Source organism: Roseobacter cerffii (genome assembly GCF_054226325.1).
On sequence record NZ_CM135757.1, the window covers coordinates 2997450 to 3013535 of the forward strand.

Below are 16086 nucleotides of genomic sequence, written 5' to 3' on the forward strand. Positions count from 1 at the left end.
CCTTGTGCTTCATCGAGGCGCAGACGGACCAGTTTTGGGTCAAAATAATTTGGATTCCGGCGTATCGGCGTTATGCCTAACGTCCGGCAGAAACCTCGAAAAGCATCGTTGGGCGCGGCGAAGCCTAGGGCAGACGCCAAGTCATCCGATGAGACTAGCTGAATGCTATGTGCACCAACTCCCACAGGATTAGCCTCGCTGCCTCGTCTGCTGTGTTCCCGCAGCATCCAACTTCATGATAGTCTCGACATGTCCTGCGCTCAGAAGCATCGCGCGACCTAAAGAGTAGAACTGGCCATGCTCTCGAGCCTTGGATCGAAGAGCCCTTGGCGAAACTGAAGCACCCAGCTTGCTTAGCTTTCGACACCATTCTTCAGGTGTCAGCATTTCATCGAGCGTATTCACTTGATTGGCCTCCTTGTGCCAGCTTTCTTCAGGTTTCTCCACCCAATCGCATAGTTCCAGCCAGAACTGCTTCTCATCCAAACCTAACTGCACTATGAGAACAAACGTGCACATTATGGAAATCGTATGGCAGACAAACCAGCCTCTCCCGTGTTTAAATTTGCTTCAACGAAACGGCGCAGGCGAGCCACCTGGGCGGCAAAGCGTCAAACCAGGGCTTTGGAAGACTCGGTGGAACAAAAGCAAGTTTCCAACAGGCAAAGAGCGCTAGTCAGCTCTAGGCGCAACCTATCAATTGCCAGAGGCTTAAGAGCTTACCGAAAGTTTCTGGGCTTGTCTCAGGCCGACTTTGCGGTCCAATTCGGCATTACTCGACGAGCTCTGTACAACTATGAAAAGGGGCTGCGTTCCGTTAGCGGCGATCTGTTAGAGCGCATAGTGGCCCGAGGAGACATCGAATTATCTGACGTCTTTGGGCTGTCGCCCGAACCTGCAACAGTTGCAGTTCGGCTCGATGACGCGCGTACAGCGATAGACTTATACCGTGCTTGCAGTGCAGAGTATCCGAGTGCATCACATGAAGACATCCGTGCATATGTCGCCTCGGAAACTGCCAACTGGCCGGTTACACTAAAGAAAACAAAGAAAAATTTGTGCAATGTCGCAAAACGCTTAATGGAGGAATTATCAGAACAGCACCTTCTGGAGAAAGAACTGTGATAGCAGTCGTAGAGACATAAGCAATGGTAGTTGAGGTGCCGCATTTCTGCCTTGACGGAAGCACGCCAAACAATTCAGTGAACGGCGAGGCACTGAGGCTGGTAATTTCGGGAAGACGTTTGAAAGAAGTGACCTATTGGATTCGGGAATGAAAACCGCAATTGACTTGTTTTGTGGATCGGGTGGTATGTCGGTCGGCGCAAAAATGGCATTGCCCGACCTTAGCGTGCGGTATGCACTGGACATCGACAAACACGCAACACGCACCTTCAAGGCAGCGCACCCCGAGGCCTACGTTGAATGTGCAGATGTCGCCACCGTAAGTGCCGAGGACATAGTCAAATACGGGTCATTAACAAAAATTGATTATCTATTTGCCGGACCAACTTGCCAAGCAGTCAGCACAATGGGCTCATTCAATGTTTTGGACAAGCGAAACCACTTGTTCTTTCATTTTGCCCGACTGCTGCGTGGGCTGATCACCCTGAATCGCCCGCCAGAGACAGTAATAATGGAAAATGTTCCTGGTATTCTCTATGGCTCGCATAACAAAAGAATTGTCCGCGATATCTTTGGGCTACTTGAAAGTGAAGGCTACGGAGTTTTTGCTGACGTTTTAAACCTTGCAGAGTTAGGACTTCCGCAGCTACGCCATCGTTTTTTTCTTGTGGCTCGTTGGAAATCCAACGGTGGGAGAAAATCGTTCCCAAAAGCAAAATTCATAGATGCTGATGAGGGCAAACTTCCACGCTATCTGACTGTGGAGGCCGCGATTAGTGACCTTCGCGACCTTCCGACGCAACATGACGGCGAAGCTACTGCCGTTAGTTGTGGTGCATCTACCGAGTATCAAAAGGTCCTTCGAAGTAAGTCCACTATTATTCACAATCATTGGTCGGCCGAGACCTCGGAGCTAAACATCCAGCGTATCGCTAGTATCCCAGAAGGTGGCAATTGGAAGGACATCCCGTGCGGTCTGTTGCCCGAGAGACTTCGCAGGGTGAGGATGACTGACTACGCCACGGTGTATGGGCGGCTTCATTGGGATAACCCAGCCTACACTGTCTCAGCAAGTTTTTCGAATCCCACTTCGGGCTGCTTCATTCACCCAACACATGATAGAGTTCTTACTGTACGAGAAGGTGCAAGGCTTCAGGGATTCCCTGACGACGTTCAGTTTCTCGGGCCCAGGCTCTCGCAGTATCGTCAGGTGGGCAACGCTGTACCTCCTTACGCAATGGCACAACTTATCAACTATTTAGTTGATGAAAACAGTTCGGAGGGAACCCCTGCCCGGCTTGATCCAGAAGTCCTTGGAAGTGACAAAAAGCTGCCTCCGATGACAAGCCGTTTTCGCACGCGCCGCAGTGCATCAAAGTCGGGACGCCAGGGATACGGGGGCTCGACCTTCTGGCCTGTTGGTTGGGGGCCAGCGCCCGAGTCACTGCCAGATCACACTACACAGTACCATCGCGAACCAGCTGAGATTGAGCGACAGCGTCGCTATCGAAGGCGTGATGAGATGAGACCATTGGCCGATTTGGCTTTGTTCGATGAAGTTTTGGAAGATTGGATATCTGTCGAACCAAAGTCAAGGAGCCGCCCAGAGGAGACCGTCTTTGTTTTGGATACCGCCGCTGAAACAGACGGAACAACAGTGCTATTGCATCTGCTTCGAGCGGTTGAGTCATTGAGCGGCGCGTGTTGGATTCAGACTCCACTAGCTGTTCTTGGTCAGCAACTCGTCGAATTAGCCAGGCTTGCCTCTGATCGTGGAATAGAAAACTTTGCGTCGATAGAGTGGTGCGAGAGTACCGAACGGATCAGATGGGGCGCAGCAGACAATTCTTCCCCCGTTGTTCCTATCATTTTGGACCGAATTGACGCAGTGGCTACACCCATATCTGGACCAATTGCACGGACAGACCAGGCCAAAACTGAATTCATATGAGCAGAAAGTGGACCCTGTTGAGTTGCGGTCGATCAATCCACGATTACCTCCAAGAGGTGGGCTTTTGTTCCTCGATTTGGACGCAAGTTTGGTCAACCTTGAGTTTATGTAGACGCGTTCAGGAACAAAGCTGGAGACACGCTAGGTACAGTTTCTTGATTTGATCTTAAAATGAATGAAAAGAGCGATATTTACAGCGGCGTTTACAGTTTCTTCTTAGAACAAGCTGTGGATCATCGGATTACGTCCATCAGGTTTAGTGAGGGAACAAATGCAGCCTTTGCTCGCCAGTATGGTGCCGAGGACTTGGTCAAATTGATAAATGAAAGACTGGACCAAGGCGACGGACCAAAAAGATACCACATTAAGTGGTATCTCGATGGGCCCAACTATGGGACAGACGTAAAAACAGTATGTTTTTCCATCTTAATGGTCTGCCTGGCGCAATGGCATTTGGATGAAAGTGACCACTCGCACAACATACGAGACAAATTACTTGCATTGTTTGATGTAACTTCGAGCCTTATTGGTCTTCCAGCGCTCTGGTCAAAACTAGGCGAAAAACTCAAGACTGATGGGGTAGAGTTGGTACTCCCGACCGTGCCGCGCTCTCGACGGTTAGTTGGCACACATCAAGCACTGGTGTTCCCTCTCTATGTCCACCGAAGATCAATCCGAGCGGCTATCCAAAGGATACCTGAAGAGCACCGATCAGACACTCGGCTGTCGATTAGCTTGCAGAACATTGATGTGGTTTCAGGTGCAATGCGCAAACACTTCATCGACTGGAAAAACCTTGCATCAGAGATGGACCCAGACGCTTATCAAACTCCGTTTTGGCGGACCGTAGAAGAAGAAAGGCTACATCTCGCGACGAGATCACGATTGGCGGTTCGGACTACAGATGACTTCCCGCCCAGCCTTGCCTTGTTTGAGGAATTTCCATCCGGTGAACATAAGCAAAGGGATGATCCAACTGAATTCAAGTCACCGAGTAAGGCCGTTTCGAAAGCTTGGCGAACCGGAATCATCGGGCTCACTGATCAAGGTTTCGGCAATTGGGTGGAGTGCACCGCAGATCAGCATCCAGATAAATGGCTGAAGCAGGAAACCACTGACGTAAGTCAAGGGGAGCTTAGTTCGCCTGAAGCCATACTACCGGTAGGAAGTGGATCGTGGCATTTGGCAGAATCGGTCGAAAAGAGGAAAGCTGCTAATCTGTATCCAGTGAGGATCGGCGCAGTCGAGAGAAAAGAGGGTATTCGCGTTGGGCGGCGAGTATTACACCGCTACCCTTTCGTGCCATGGTATCGCTCTAGGCATTCAAACGAGATAATTTTTTTCCTCGATGGAGGAGAGTTGGAGAAAGAGACTGATACCGATGGCTATCAGCGTCCAATTGTTTCGAGGTTAGATGGAGCAATCGATCTAAAGATCGTTGCAGGAGGTAAGACATCGTGCCTAAAAGTGGCAGCGGCTGGACGGGCACAACGACATCCACTTCGGAGATTCCGCGAGTTTAGGGTTGGTGAAGCTCAACACGACGACGGCGCGCTGAGAGAAACTTTGCCCATCGTTAAAGGACCATTGCCAAGCGCGCCCGAACCGACAGCTAGAACGACCGATGAGTTGATAGTTTCACTTGGCGAGGCGCTGTACGCGCGCTCGGTCCGAGGCATTGGAGTGGGCGAAGCATTCGAACTGATCAAACGCGTTTCTCCGAACCGCCCTGAAGTTTGCTGGGCGCTTCTAAGGTCGTTTGTTAACTCTGGTTGGTTTGAACCGGTTTGGCGCCATGGAACTTGCGCGCAGGCCCTCCTACCTCGTTCCACTCGATTTGTCGAAAGAGGGGACCAGCTGCTCTTAGACGGTATGCTTTGCGAGGACTTGCTTAAAGGGATTGGCGCAACAGCGGAAAGACTTGGCGGAAGGTTGCTGATTTTTGATTGCAAGAAAATTCTCGCGCCGCCTTGCTATGTTGTTGATTCGATGCAGCAAGAGCATCGCGATAGCCTGTTTAAGGAAACCGGTGTTCCCCTCTACACAGAGACGTACGTTGAGCCGCCATCGATCTCATCGCTAGCTGATGATCCCGACTTGTCGCTCTACAAACCGATGTTCACGCAATTTGGCGTAGGACGGCTGGAACGAAAGGATTCTAAGGGTCCTCCTCGATGGAGCGCTCAATTGGATGGTTATTCAGATATCCACGTCTCAAAGACAACTGCGCAACTGCACTCCGCGGCTGCCACTGGTTCGAAGGTTTTTAGTTGGAAAGACGGATTGCTATGGACTGCCGGACCAGGCCGCTTTCTTCCTGCGGCGTGGTCTCGCTGGTTAAGACTGCGCACCCTGCAATGTGGAGGTATGTATACTGAAGCTAATGGCAGTATGGAACGCTATGTATATCCATGTGACAAAGCAGCTGCAGAAGCAATCGCTGCTGTATGCCCAGTTGTCGGAGGTCTCGAGCCAAGAGAGCCTGCTTGGGTGTCCGTGAGCAAAAAGGCCGGAAGAACACGCCCAATAGGTGTCGACGGTCAAATTTGGTGGGTAAGGTGAAAAGTAGTCAGCGCTTTCTTGTATTTCGATTATCCAAATCTGATGGGGTGGTTGAGACGTTGGCGCTTCTCGACAGCAAGGGGAACCCCTGCAGACTGCCCAAATCTCAAAAGCCAGACTTGGTTTTGGGAGAACGGCCCAACTTGGAAGTTGGCCGACTGTACGCGGTTGACTGTTACGATACGCCTTTACCATCAACCAGCTTAGCACACGGGGGCCTAGAGGGCCTCGTCCCTTCAATACATGGTCTTTCAACGCAGAGCGCTCTTCTAACAAGTAGTGCCCCAACAAAACCTCAAAACTCGATGTCTACACGGGCGAGGTTTGACCCGTTCGTCAAGGATAGCGCGTCACAAAATGATCCTATCCATTTGAGAAAAAAGAGAAGTTTTACTGGTGAGGAATTGCACGGAGTTCCCCAAAACAACTGCTTATACATTGGGGGTGCACCCAATCGGTGGGTGGTTGGCTTAGATTTAGGAACATCACCAGACCCGCAAACGATTCAAGATGCAGCGGCAGACTTGCACCTCGGAGTTCGGGCTGACCTAATACGGTTTGCTGATGATCTGTGGGTGGATGTGATGGAACCACCTTCTGGGCTTGTCCCGTTAGTTAGAGTGGAGAGCACGCGGCCCCCTTTGCGGGTCGGGAAACTGCACATACTTGCACCTCTTGAAAAAGTGAGCGCCGCCGAAGATTTTCTGGATTTGCGTAGCAAAGATGAGATTCTAGGCGACCTGGGCCCACTTAGCCGCACCTTGCGAGAGCTGGAAGCACCTGATGGAGAGGCCATAGCGAAACTGATCGACCAATTAGCCCTCAACAAAAAAATCGACCCAGAGGTCGTACGCCGACTTCGGAGCTTGGCTCAGGTCACCGAAGACGGGGGCCTGGAGGGATCAATACTCGAGCTAACCCTGAGACGTGCTGGCTGGTTCGACGTTGAACGTCGAGAGATTAGCCGATTACGCTCCGAGAAACTGAGTTCACTAGACGCAGAGCTGGCTCAGAAACGCGCCTCCGCAGAAGCTGAAGCGGCCCTAGCGCTTCGAGCATCAGAAGAAGTCGCTGAACAGTTGAAATTGCGCTTGAACGAAGTGTCAGAGGAAATCAGCAATTTTGAAAGCAGGACAACTGATGCGCAGGCGATAGCTGCTGCGGCGATGCTCGATTTGGATAGCTTTAGGCGTTCAGTTGCTGAGATCGTGCGTCAAGACATGGAGACCAATGGTCTAAATCTCGGCGCTCAAAGACACGGTACTCCCTCGGTTTCTTGGCCAGTCGGTAGAAACCTGAAAACACAACAGGAAATGCAAGACGCTCTACGCGAGGCGGCTGCAACTAAAGGTCTCAGCTTTGAAGACTTAAGCAGAACGTTTTGCGCTACAAAAGCCGGGTTTGTAGCTCTTGTTAATGACAAGATCGCTCGCGGTGTTGCAGAAGCGATTTCAGCGACAATTGGTGCGATTCACATAGAGGTTCATTGCGATCCAAGCCTATTGAGCATCAATGATTTGCTTGCCAACAAGCAGCTGAATGAAGCTATGGAGGCGCTTTCAGCCTCGAGAAATCGCTTCATTGTGCTTGAACTTGTTAATTTGTTAGCAGCGCCGTCCACTTTCTGGATTGAGGCCATCGGCGGTCGAAGACGAAGTACACGTACCCTCCCTGAAAATGTACTTGTTATTGCTTCGCCTGGATCAACCTCGCACCCAAACTACTTGGTTTCAAATCAGATTTCGTCCATTATCCAAACTGTTGATGATGCTGCGCACCAGGTTCCAATCGATCTGCCTGTTGAAACTTGCGTGCTCGAATACGATCCGCTTACAGAGGAAAGTGTCAACGCTGCTAGGATGGCCTTTTTAAAGAAGTCCCCTGCGGACGTTCCGCCAGAAATGAACGCGGGATTAGTGCGATTTCGTGCAGTTGCCGATCAGTCATTGGGATTGGATGAAGCGGAGGTCGAGAAGATGGTTAACGAGATCGTCGCTTGTCATTCGAGTGTCTTGTCAGGCGAACGAGAACTCCCTGCGACTATCGCAGCAGTCTTAGGAAAGAAACTCTCTGATGTTTGATCCGATTGCAGGTTTAGAACAGGTTCGGCGTTACTTTTTGGCATATGCAGAAACCGCGTTCAGAATTGATGACAAATCATTAGCAACCCAACGTCGACGCCTTATGCAGGAAGATGAACCATTTGCTCGCGAAGCAATAATTGAAATGGTTCCACGATACAAACAAAGTAGTTTAGCGTTGGAGGACCTGGTTGGAGTCGAAGGCGAACACTGGTTGCCGGGTCTGGAACCTAAAGCGCGCGAAGCTTTCATCGAACTGGCACTGAGCGGACTATTTGACGGAACGGCCGACCCGGGCTCACCCGCCGGGCGCACAAGTTTTTACAAGCCATATGAACATCAGTTGGAGATGACACGTCGCGGTTTGACCGACGGCACACCTGGCATTGTGACATCAGGAACAGGCTCAGGAAAAACGGAGAGCTTTATGCTCCCGATTTTGGCAACGATAGTGCGCGAGGCCATGTCATGGCCTGCTTGTCCGCCTGAGCCCCATCCTGACCAGTGGCTAGAGGATGGCGGGAGGTATTCTCCGAGGCGAAAGCACGAACCGGCCGAACGTCCCAAAGCCGTCCGAGCGCTTGTTCTATACCCGATGAATGCTCTGGTAGAAGATCAAGTGGCGCGCCTTAGAAAAACTCTGGATTCACCTGACGCACGAGCCGCCATGGACCGCCGTCTCAGCGGCAATCGCATCTATTTTGGGCGCTACAACGGCAAAACGCCGGTTGCAAACTTTGAGAAACATCCAAGAGACCGCAGCGATTTTCGCAAAAGGGCGGAAAGCAAGCGACGTAGGCGACTAAAGGAAGAGCTTCGTGTATTCAGAGACGCTCAGAGCGCTGTGCGAGAGCATCTCGAGGAAGAAAGACTTGAAGGTCACGAACCCGACTTTTCGGACAGATATGCATTTCCTGCGACGGACGGCAACGAGCTTATTTCTCGGTGGGACATGCAGTTCGCCCCGCCCGATATCCTTGTGACAAACCATGCAATGCTGAACGCCATGCTTGTGCGTGAGGTGGACTCGCCAATATTGGACGCAACCAAAAAGTGGATTGCCGAGAACGATGATGCAAGATTTCACCTTGTATTGGATGAACTCCATCTTCTTAGAGGATCAGCAGGAGCTGAAATCGCGGGGAGCCTTCGGGTTTTGTTTGAACGCCTCGGGTTCAACGAACCCGCCAACAAGCATAAGCTTCGCATATTGGCATCCAGCGCCTCCCTTCCGATGGAGAACGGGAAAGAGGCAAGTCTAGAATACCTTGATGGCATGTTTGGTTCCTTCGGTACGTTTTGTACCCCAGGCGCAGATGCAGGTGGTCGCACGGCTTGGTCAGAGAGCATTGTCGAAGGCAAAAAGCTAATACCCGCAGGGCTATCTGGTCATCTCGACTGCACGCCCTTTAGAGCGCTTTCTGAGCTACAACTGACCAATGGCGTAGATAGTGACGAGCTAGTCAAAACTGTCGAAAGAGCGAGCCGTGAACTGGACGCAGGTGGTGATCTTGATCTTGCGGTCGCACAAGCAGGAGCGGCCCTGGCAGCTCATTGCGCAGATCGACCAAAAACAGTCAGTGAGCTGGCCAATGCGGTTTTTGCCACGCCTGACGTCGAAGCTTTGCGTGGTTTAATGCGCCTGCGGTCGTTACCGGACTGGCCCGATACAGCAAAGAACCTTTTGAGCTACGCGCCAGGTTCCGCGGTTGCGGCGTCACCATCGTTTCGAATTCATCAATTCATCCGAAATCTGGATGGCTTGTATTGCACAGTCCAAGACAACCCAGCTGAAGGTATCGCGTTTTCAGATGCAAGCTTCGAAAAGGGCCAAGGGTTCGCGCAAGATGGTCAGAAGCGGATGTTTGAAGCTCTATATTGCGAGGCCTGTGGTGAACTCTTTCTCGGAGGACGCAGGGGAGAAGCAGGCCATAATCAAAACATTCAATGGTTGCTACCTTCGCCCGAAGATTTGGAAGGGCTTCCAGAACGGGGCGCGGCAGGTCGCTTTGAGGACATGTCATATACAGACCAAATCCTTTTTTGGCCAACGACCAGGCAGCCTGCTACACTACGAATAGACTACGATTGGGTCTCTGGAGTCCTCGATGCTCGTACGGGTTCCGTACACGTGAATGGTTCACGAGCAACGGGGAACGAAGATGACATAAACCTCGTGCCCGGCTACCTACTGGTTCGAAGGCCGGGCTTGGACAGTGGCCGCGACCGGGCAGGTTCGCTGGATGCAAGGCAACCTGATACTCATGGTCGGAATGGGAATGTAGACGGCACCTCCGTACCATACGTTTGCCCTAGATGCGAAACTGACTACCATCCACGCAGGATCAAAGGCAGCGCTCGTCGAGAAAGTCGGCTGTCTCCTGTCCGTAGCTTTCGAACGGGCTTCGAAAAGGCTTCGCAGGTTCTTGCTAGCGAATTTGTCTCAGCGCTGCGTTCTCAAGGTGGTGACGGGCGACTTGTTGCATTCTCAGATGCGCGCAGAGATGCTGCACGTCTTGCCGTCTCTCTTGAGCGCGAACATCATGCCGACGTCAAACGTGAACTCATGGTAGATCAAGCCAAAAGAGCGCTGCCAGAACCGGTTGATGAGAGTGTAATCGAAAGGGTCGAAGCAGAGATTCAGACTGCGCTGGATGAAAAAAACTATAGCCTTATCAGATCACTATCAGAAAAACTGCAGGCACTGCAAAGTGCGCAAAGCATTGCAGAAGGCAGCGAAAAACTCGCGGTGCGTTTACGAGACATCCTTGAAATTGAAAAAGAGGACTTTGGCGATAACCCAACGCTGCGCCCCGTAACTAAGCAAATGATCAGCCTTGGCATTCATCCTCTACGCGGAAACGGTCGTGGCAAACTTGGTAATCTGGATTGGTTCGAATGGTTCGAAACTGCCGAGGAAGAAATGAGGTGGAAGGAGGCTCAGGGCGAGTATCTAACGGCGGAGAGACGTCGCGAAGCTCAAGGGCAAGTCTGGGATGATCATACAAGGGCCGCAACAGATCTCTTGTTTAGCCGAACCTACTTCGCTGTAGAAGAAACCGGCCTTGGCTGGCCGAGCCTTTTTCCCACCGGGAGCTATGGCGAACGAGAAAAGAAATTCGATGCCTGGCTTCGGATTTTTGCTGATTGCTATAGGGTCAGACCCGATCAATGGAATGACAACGACCGAAGTCGGGCGTGGAGCGACGTCGATGCTGCTCTCAGTCATCCAAGGATAAGAGACTTCTGTGTACGCGATCCATCTTCAAAACAGACGCTAACTGAGTTTATGGGTTGGCTTAAGGAAAACGGTCACCAGAACGGTTACATTGAAGTGGCGCGCCTTCATTTTAGGCCAGTTGCTGAAGCTGCGTCGTACTGGCGTTGCACCAAATGCAGCCGCAATCACTTACATACTGGCGATGGACGCTGCACCCGATGTCGAGAAGTGTTGCCGAACGAAGCATCTGGCAAAGCCCTTGATCTTTCAGAAGACAACCATCTTGGCCGACGCGCCGCTCGTGGAGTTGTGGAAGGCGTCGAACCTTTCCGCCTTAGATCAGAGGAGTTGACTGCTCAAATATCGGACACCGTGGGAAGATTGCGGGACTTTAAGGGCATCTTTGTTCGGGATGTTGCAGCTGAGTCCCAAGAGGCATTCGCAATACGCCGTGCCGCACAGCAAATTGATGTTCTCAACGTGACTACCACGATGGAGGTCGGTGTCGACATCGGTTCTCTTCAGGCGGTTATGCAGGCAAACATGCCGCCGCGCCGTTTCAACTATCAGCAGCGTGTCGGCCGGGCAGGACGGCGCGGTCAGGCCTTCGCAACAGTGCTGACGGTTTGTCGGTCAAATTCACATGACCTTCACTACTACCGAAACCCCGAAGCTATGACAGCTGACCCGCCGCCGCCTCCGTTCCTAACGCGGGGGTTAGTCGATATTCCAGTGCGAGTTCTTCGCAAAGCTTGGCTGTGTCGCGCTTTTCAGAAGCTGCGCGAGAAGTATGGTACGATCGCCAAGGAGTGGCCTGGTGACAGTGTTTTCCCTCCTGACATCCACGGTGAAATGGTCTCGTGTGAGAGATGGTTTAGCGATGGCCAACTAAGAGCTGAGCTTGGAACTGAGCTCACGAATACTCTCAGTTACCGGAACCGAATTGGGCAGGAATTGGCCACGGCTTGCAAAATCGAGCTCGAAACTCTGCTGTCTCAACTTAGCGAGGAAAGAATTCTTGATGACATTCAGACCTTGGAAAAAAGCCATGTAGATGATCCCAAGGGCCTTGCTAGCGCACTAGCAGAGGCGGGGTTGTTGCCACTTTATGGTATGCCAACTCGAGCACGACTTCTGTATCTCGGTACGCGCAAGAATAGTTATGATGAGCAGGCGGTTGAGTGGAAAACGCTTGATCGCGATCAAGACGTTGCTGTGCAAGAGTTTGCCCCCGGCTCCATACTCACTGTCGACAAGACTGACTATCGGTGCATTGGTTTTACTCCAACACTTGGCGACCCTCGCCTAGATCACACGCGTGGCTCCAGCAACTTCCAAACGATGAAAACCTTCAGTGATTGGACGGAAGAGACATATCGGATTGCGGGTTGTTCTCATTGCGGCAATTGGACAACGAGCGGGGAGAAGGACTGCCCCGTATGCAGCGAAAAACTTACAGGCAAGCGTGCCCTTTGTGTGTCTCCAGCAGCGTATCGAACAGAACTTCGTGCTACTGCATCAGATTTGTCCTCCATCGTCCATCCGCTCGAAGTTGTTTCCGAAGCCAGTAAAGACTCAGATCGTCGGTTTGAAGGCAACGTGGAATTGCGTTTCGATGGTCAGTGTCGAGTTCATCGGCTGAATAAGGGCCCACGCAGCACTGACGAAAATGGCAATCCTATCAATGAGGGTTTTGACACCACTCTTGTCGAGGACCGTGGCGTGGCGCAGGTTCGCTCGAACGGGAGGTCGATAGGTTTTGACCTTGCGGAGCAGGTGATCGAAAAATCAATTCTTGAGGACCTAGCGAGAGAAACGCCAATTTCGAGAAAGAATGTTGCGTTTCCACGATGGAAGCACCCCGACGAGGAGCAGTCTTTAGAACGGTTCTGGCTTGCGTCATCAAAAGTAACGAACGCGTTGGCGCTCTCACCAATTGAGTTAAACGATGCGCTAAGGCTGAATGAAATGGACGTCGGCGGCGTGGATGAGCGTCGACAAGACGCGACTCCAATAAGGGCAGCTGCCATCTCTGCTACGGAAATTCTTGTTCTTCGTGCAACACTGGATCTGGATACAGACCCCGGTGAGTTTGAAGCTCTAGCCCCGAAGGTACTGATAAGTGGAGAAAAAAGACGACCGAGCCTACAAATTGCAGACGAACTAGTAAACGGTTCTGGCTTCGTTAGACAGCTCTTCGAAGATGGAGTCTCCAACGTCATTCCGACGATCCGCTCAATTGTCGATGATCAAGGTGCTTGGCCTTTGTCTGCAGCCCTTGACGAGGAGCATTTGATGGTTTGCGACGGGGCCTGCTACAGGTGCATTCAGCGCTACGGAAACCGAAGGTTACATGGGCTACTGGACTGGAGGTCCGGAATCTCGCTATTGCGCGCGTTCATTGATCCGAACTACTCAGCCGGAGCTGACGGAGTTTTTGAAACACCGGAGCTCCGTTACTGGACGGACCTCCAAGAACGTGCACTACGCCGTCTCTCTCGTTACTTTGGTAGCCGCTATCATGGGGTTAGACGCTCCAGCCACGGTCTTCCATGGTTGGCCCTGGACGAAAACGATGTAGCTGTTGTGCCCTTTCACTCGCTTTGGAGAAGAGAGGTATCTTTCGACATCCCGGCCCGAAAGGTCATCACAGTAGATGCTTTTGATCTGGCCAGACGCCCGACATTAGTTTTGGGGCTGATTCAGCGTGAACTATCTGGACGCTGAATTCATTCACACGGCGTAGGTTCAAAGGCTAAGGTTGCTTCTTCGTTAAGTATTTGAACAAAGCATAGGCTGGCCCGCAACTACGTTTTCAATTGGTAGACTGGCTTAACACCAATCGAAAACTGTACGTTAGACGCGATACAATGGCTTGCTGAAAGGCTTGCTGAAAGGCTTGCTGAAAGGCTTGCTGAAAGGCTTGCTGAAAGGCTTGCTGAAAGGCTTGCTGAAAGGCTTGCTGAAAGGCTTGCTGAAAGGCTTGCTGAAAGGCTTGCTGAAAGGCTTGCTGAAAGGCTTGCTGAAAGGCTTGCAGGTTGGACAACGCGGGTCAACCGAGCGCTTGTGTTCTTGCGTTTGGGTTGCGAAGCTTCGCCGAGGCAAAGAGAAGTCTAATGACGAATTGGTACACAGCCGACACCCATTTCGGCCATGAAAACATAATCAAGCACTGCGACCGTCCGTTCAAATCAGCCAACCACATGGATGCCGTTTTACTTGAAAACCTCTCGTCTCGCGTCGGCCCAGAAGATGCGCTCTGGGTCGTTGGCGACTTTGCTTTTGGACCGAAAGCGAAGGACAAGAAGTGGCTCACTAACCTCTTCATGCGCCTGCCGGGAGCTGAGAAACACCTAGTTGTCGGCAATCATGACGGCGAAGCGACGCAAGAGCTGCCTTGGACTTCGATCAGTCACTTGACAGAGGTAGCAGATAGCAAAGGACCTCCTCCAGTGCTTTGCCACTATCCCATGATTACCTGGCATCGCGCTCGCAAGGGCGCGCTACACCTGTTTGGACATGTCCACGAACAGTGGAGAGGAAGCCGAAACGCGGTGAACGTCGGCGTTGACGTCTGGGGATATGTGCCCGTAACCCTCCGTGATATTGAACAGAGAGCCCGAACGTTGCCGGTAAACGCACACTGGTCGGACGTTGAGCGCAACGCAGAGCTAACATGATTTTTGGGCTCTGACTCAACGCTCGCGCTCCTCCGATCTTCTTTCATGAGTCCTGTGAGATCGCGTACGCATTGCTGAGAGCGAGTCTTTAGCCTTTGATTGGACACTTGACCCACCATGTAGGGTCTCAGAGGATCGTTCGGTTCGCGCCGACGCTCCCTTAGTAAATTCAGCGACATGCGCTTGGTTCGTCATTGGATTTCCTTGCATTCCTGCTCGAAGCGCAACCAAAGCTCGAGTGTCTTCCCGGTCAGCTGGCCCCTTAATTCTTCGAGCTGGTCCGCCGTTCTCGTTGCGGTTGCCCCGCCACATTGATTGAAGCTCACTGCGCTCAGTTTGCTGCCGCGCAAATAGATCGCTGCGATCTGCCTGAAAGCGAGAGTAGGCATCGCGGTAGTCCTGCGAGCGCGCCTGCTGAAGCTTCTTCAGCTTTGGTTGGAATGGCCTATCATGCCATCGCTTGAACGCTTCTAGGTCCTGCTTCTCCAAAGCCCCAATTGTCGCGTTCCGCAGTTCGGGGTTCCGAAGATTGATCCATGTGAGCCGCGCCAGACCTGTCTTCTTGAAATCCCTTTCGCCCGACGCGCGCTGCATCTGAGCCGCCTGGATGGAAAGAGAAAACCTCCCATAGAACGTTCTGTCGAGCTTCTCGAACTCTCTTCTTCGACGCCACTTGTCACGACCGTACTGCTTCCAAAGGCCCCTATGCTGTTTGTTGAACTCCCTGCGCGCGTCGCGGAACTTTGCACGCCAAGCATCACGCAGGTTGCGCTTCTCTGACTGATAGCGCGCGCTGAGGTCCGCCCACTCCTGTTTGTGCCTCGCCCGTTGCTCTGTGGAACGCTGCCGCAGGTTTTTCGTCCGGCTGCCGTCTTCCCGCTGCACATGCATTCGTCGGACATAGTCGCGTCGTTCGTCAGTGCTGTGGCGCTGCCTAAGCCGATCCTGACGCTCATGCTTGGCTGCCCGGTTTGGGCTCACGATGTTTCCGCGATCTCGCTCGTACTCGTAAGCCCAACGATCCAGGGCGCGGTTCTCGTTGGGCCCGCATTTGGCTAGCTTGCCGTTCTCAGGGTTCACCCGATTTACCACAACGTGGACATGCGGATGGCGCGTGTCGTTGTGGCAGACGATGATCGCCTGGTGTTTCTCCATGCCAATGGTTTTGAGCGCTTGATTGGCCGCGCGCTCCATCTCGGCCCGGTCGAGCGATGCGGCCTCGTCGGGATGCCACGACAGAGCGAAGGTCTTCACCGGCGTTTTGGCCTTGCGACCGGCCGCCTTCACGCCTGCCTGTTGCTTCAGGCGGTTGGCATCCTTGGCGGTCGAAATCATGATCGCTGTCGCAACGTCGGTGCGGCCCGTCGCGAGGTTGCGCATCGAGGTCCATTCAACCCGATCTGAGCTTGTTCGATGCTCCGTTTCACCAGGCTCCTTCCGGTCATGCAGGTAGTAGTCCATAGCTCC

Annotated in this window: 9 protein-coding genes; 6 read left to right on the forward strand and 3 right to left on the reverse strand. The window is 52.4% G+C overall.

Going from position 1 to position 16086, the window contains the following annotated elements; genetic code table 11:
* Positions 1-189 precede the first annotated feature (189 nt).
* Positions 190-486 carry a hypothetical protein gene (locus tag ACVC7O_RS14585; RefSeq protein WP_458322841.1) on the reverse strand — a complete coding sequence of 99 codons (297 nt, stop codon included), beginning with the start codon at positions 484-486 and terminating at the stop codon, positions 190-192.
* A 45-nt stretch (positions 487-531) separates the two neighbouring features.
* Between ACVC7O_RS14585 and ACVC7O_RS14590 the strand changes: the two genes are divergently transcribed.
* The 5 genes from ACVC7O_RS14590 (at position 532) to ACVC7O_RS14610 (ending at position 13666) form a co-directional block, all read left to right on the forward strand.
* The gene (locus ACVC7O_RS14590) at positions 532-1125 is read left to right on the forward strand and encodes a helix-turn-helix domain-containing protein (RefSeq protein ID WP_458322842.1); all 594 of its coding nucleotides are present in this window, start codon (positions 532-534) and stop codon (positions 1123-1125) included.
* Between the two features lie 148 nt (positions 1126-1273).
* Positions 1274-3076, forward strand: coding sequence for a DNA cytosine methyltransferase (locus ACVC7O_RS14595; RefSeq protein WP_458322843.1), 1803 nt, complete (start codon positions 1274-1276; stop codon positions 3074-3076).
* Between the two features lie 171 nt (positions 3077-3247).
* Complete coding sequence (locus tag ACVC7O_RS14600; protein WP_458322844.1) at positions 3248-5638, forward strand: hypothetical protein; 2391 nt, start codon at positions 3248-3250, stop codon at positions 5636-5638.
* Positions 5639-6222: 584 nt separating this feature from the next.
* Positions 6223-7719, forward strand: coding sequence for a hypothetical protein (locus ACVC7O_RS14605; protein WP_458322845.1), 1497 nt, complete (start codon positions 6223-6225; stop codon positions 7717-7719).
* Positions 7712-13666: a DEAD/DEAH box helicase gene (locus tag ACVC7O_RS14610; protein WP_458322846.1), complete on the forward strand. Its 5955-nt coding sequence runs from the start codon at positions 7712-7714 to the stop codon at positions 13664-13666. The genes ACVC7O_RS14605 and ACVC7O_RS14610 overlap by 8 nt, the downstream gene beginning before the upstream one ends.
* Before the next feature lie 88 nt (positions 13667-13754).
* Here the strand turns inward: ACVC7O_RS14610 and ACVC7O_RS14615 are convergent, their stop codons facing one another.
* Positions 13755-13985, reverse strand: a complete 231-nt coding sequence (locus ACVC7O_RS14615) for a hypothetical protein (RefSeq protein WP_458322847.1) — start codon at positions 13983-13985, stop codon at positions 13755-13757.
* A 70-nt stretch (positions 13986-14055) separates the two neighbouring features.
* On the opposite strand from ACVC7O_RS14615, the gene ACVC7O_RS14620 reads away from it, so the two are divergent.
* Positions 14056-14619, forward strand: coding sequence for a metallophosphoesterase (locus ACVC7O_RS14620; RefSeq protein ID WP_458322848.1), 564 nt, complete (start codon positions 14056-14058; stop codon positions 14617-14619).
* 15 nt (positions 14620-14634) lie between these two features.
* Here the strand turns inward: ACVC7O_RS14620 and ACVC7O_RS14625 are convergent, their stop codons facing one another.
* Positions 14635-16080 (reverse strand): relaxase/mobilization nuclease domain-containing protein, encoded by a 1446-nt coding sequence (locus ACVC7O_RS14625; RefSeq protein ID WP_458322849.1) that lies wholly within the window; start codon positions 16078-16080, stop codon positions 14635-14637.
* Between the last annotated feature and the right edge of the window lie 6 nt (positions 16081-16086).

What these genes read in the sequence shown, in the direction of transcription:
- ACVC7O_RS14590 (WP_458322842.1), top strand. Translation starts at nt 532, where the DNA reads ATGGCAGACAAACCAGCCTCTCCCGTGTTTAAATTTGCTTCAACGAAA.
- ACVC7O_RS14595 (WP_458322843.1), top strand. Translation starts at nt 1,274, where the DNA reads ATGAAAACCGCAATTGACTTGTTTTGTGGATCGGGTGGTATGTCGGTC.
- ACVC7O_RS14600 (WP_458322844.1), top strand. Translation starts at nt 3,248, where the DNA reads ATGAATGAAAAGAGCGATATTTACAGCGGCGTTTACAGTTTCTTCTTA.
- ACVC7O_RS14605 (WP_458322845.1), top strand. Translation starts at nt 6,223, where the DNA reads ATGGAACCACCTTCTGGGCTTGTCCCGTTAGTTAGAGTGGAGAGCACG.
- ACVC7O_RS14610 (WP_458322846.1), top strand. Translation starts at nt 7,712, where the DNA reads ATGTTTGATCCGATTGCAGGTTTAGAACAGGTTCGGCGTTACTTTTTG.
- ACVC7O_RS14620 (WP_458322848.1), top strand. Translation starts at nt 14,056, where the DNA reads ATGACGAATTGGTACACAGCCGACACCCATTTCGGCCATGAAAACATA.
- ACVC7O_RS14625 (WP_458322849.1), bottom strand. Translation starts at nt 16,080, where the DNA reads ATGGACTACTACCTGCATGACCGGAAGGAGCCTGGTGAAACGGAGCAT.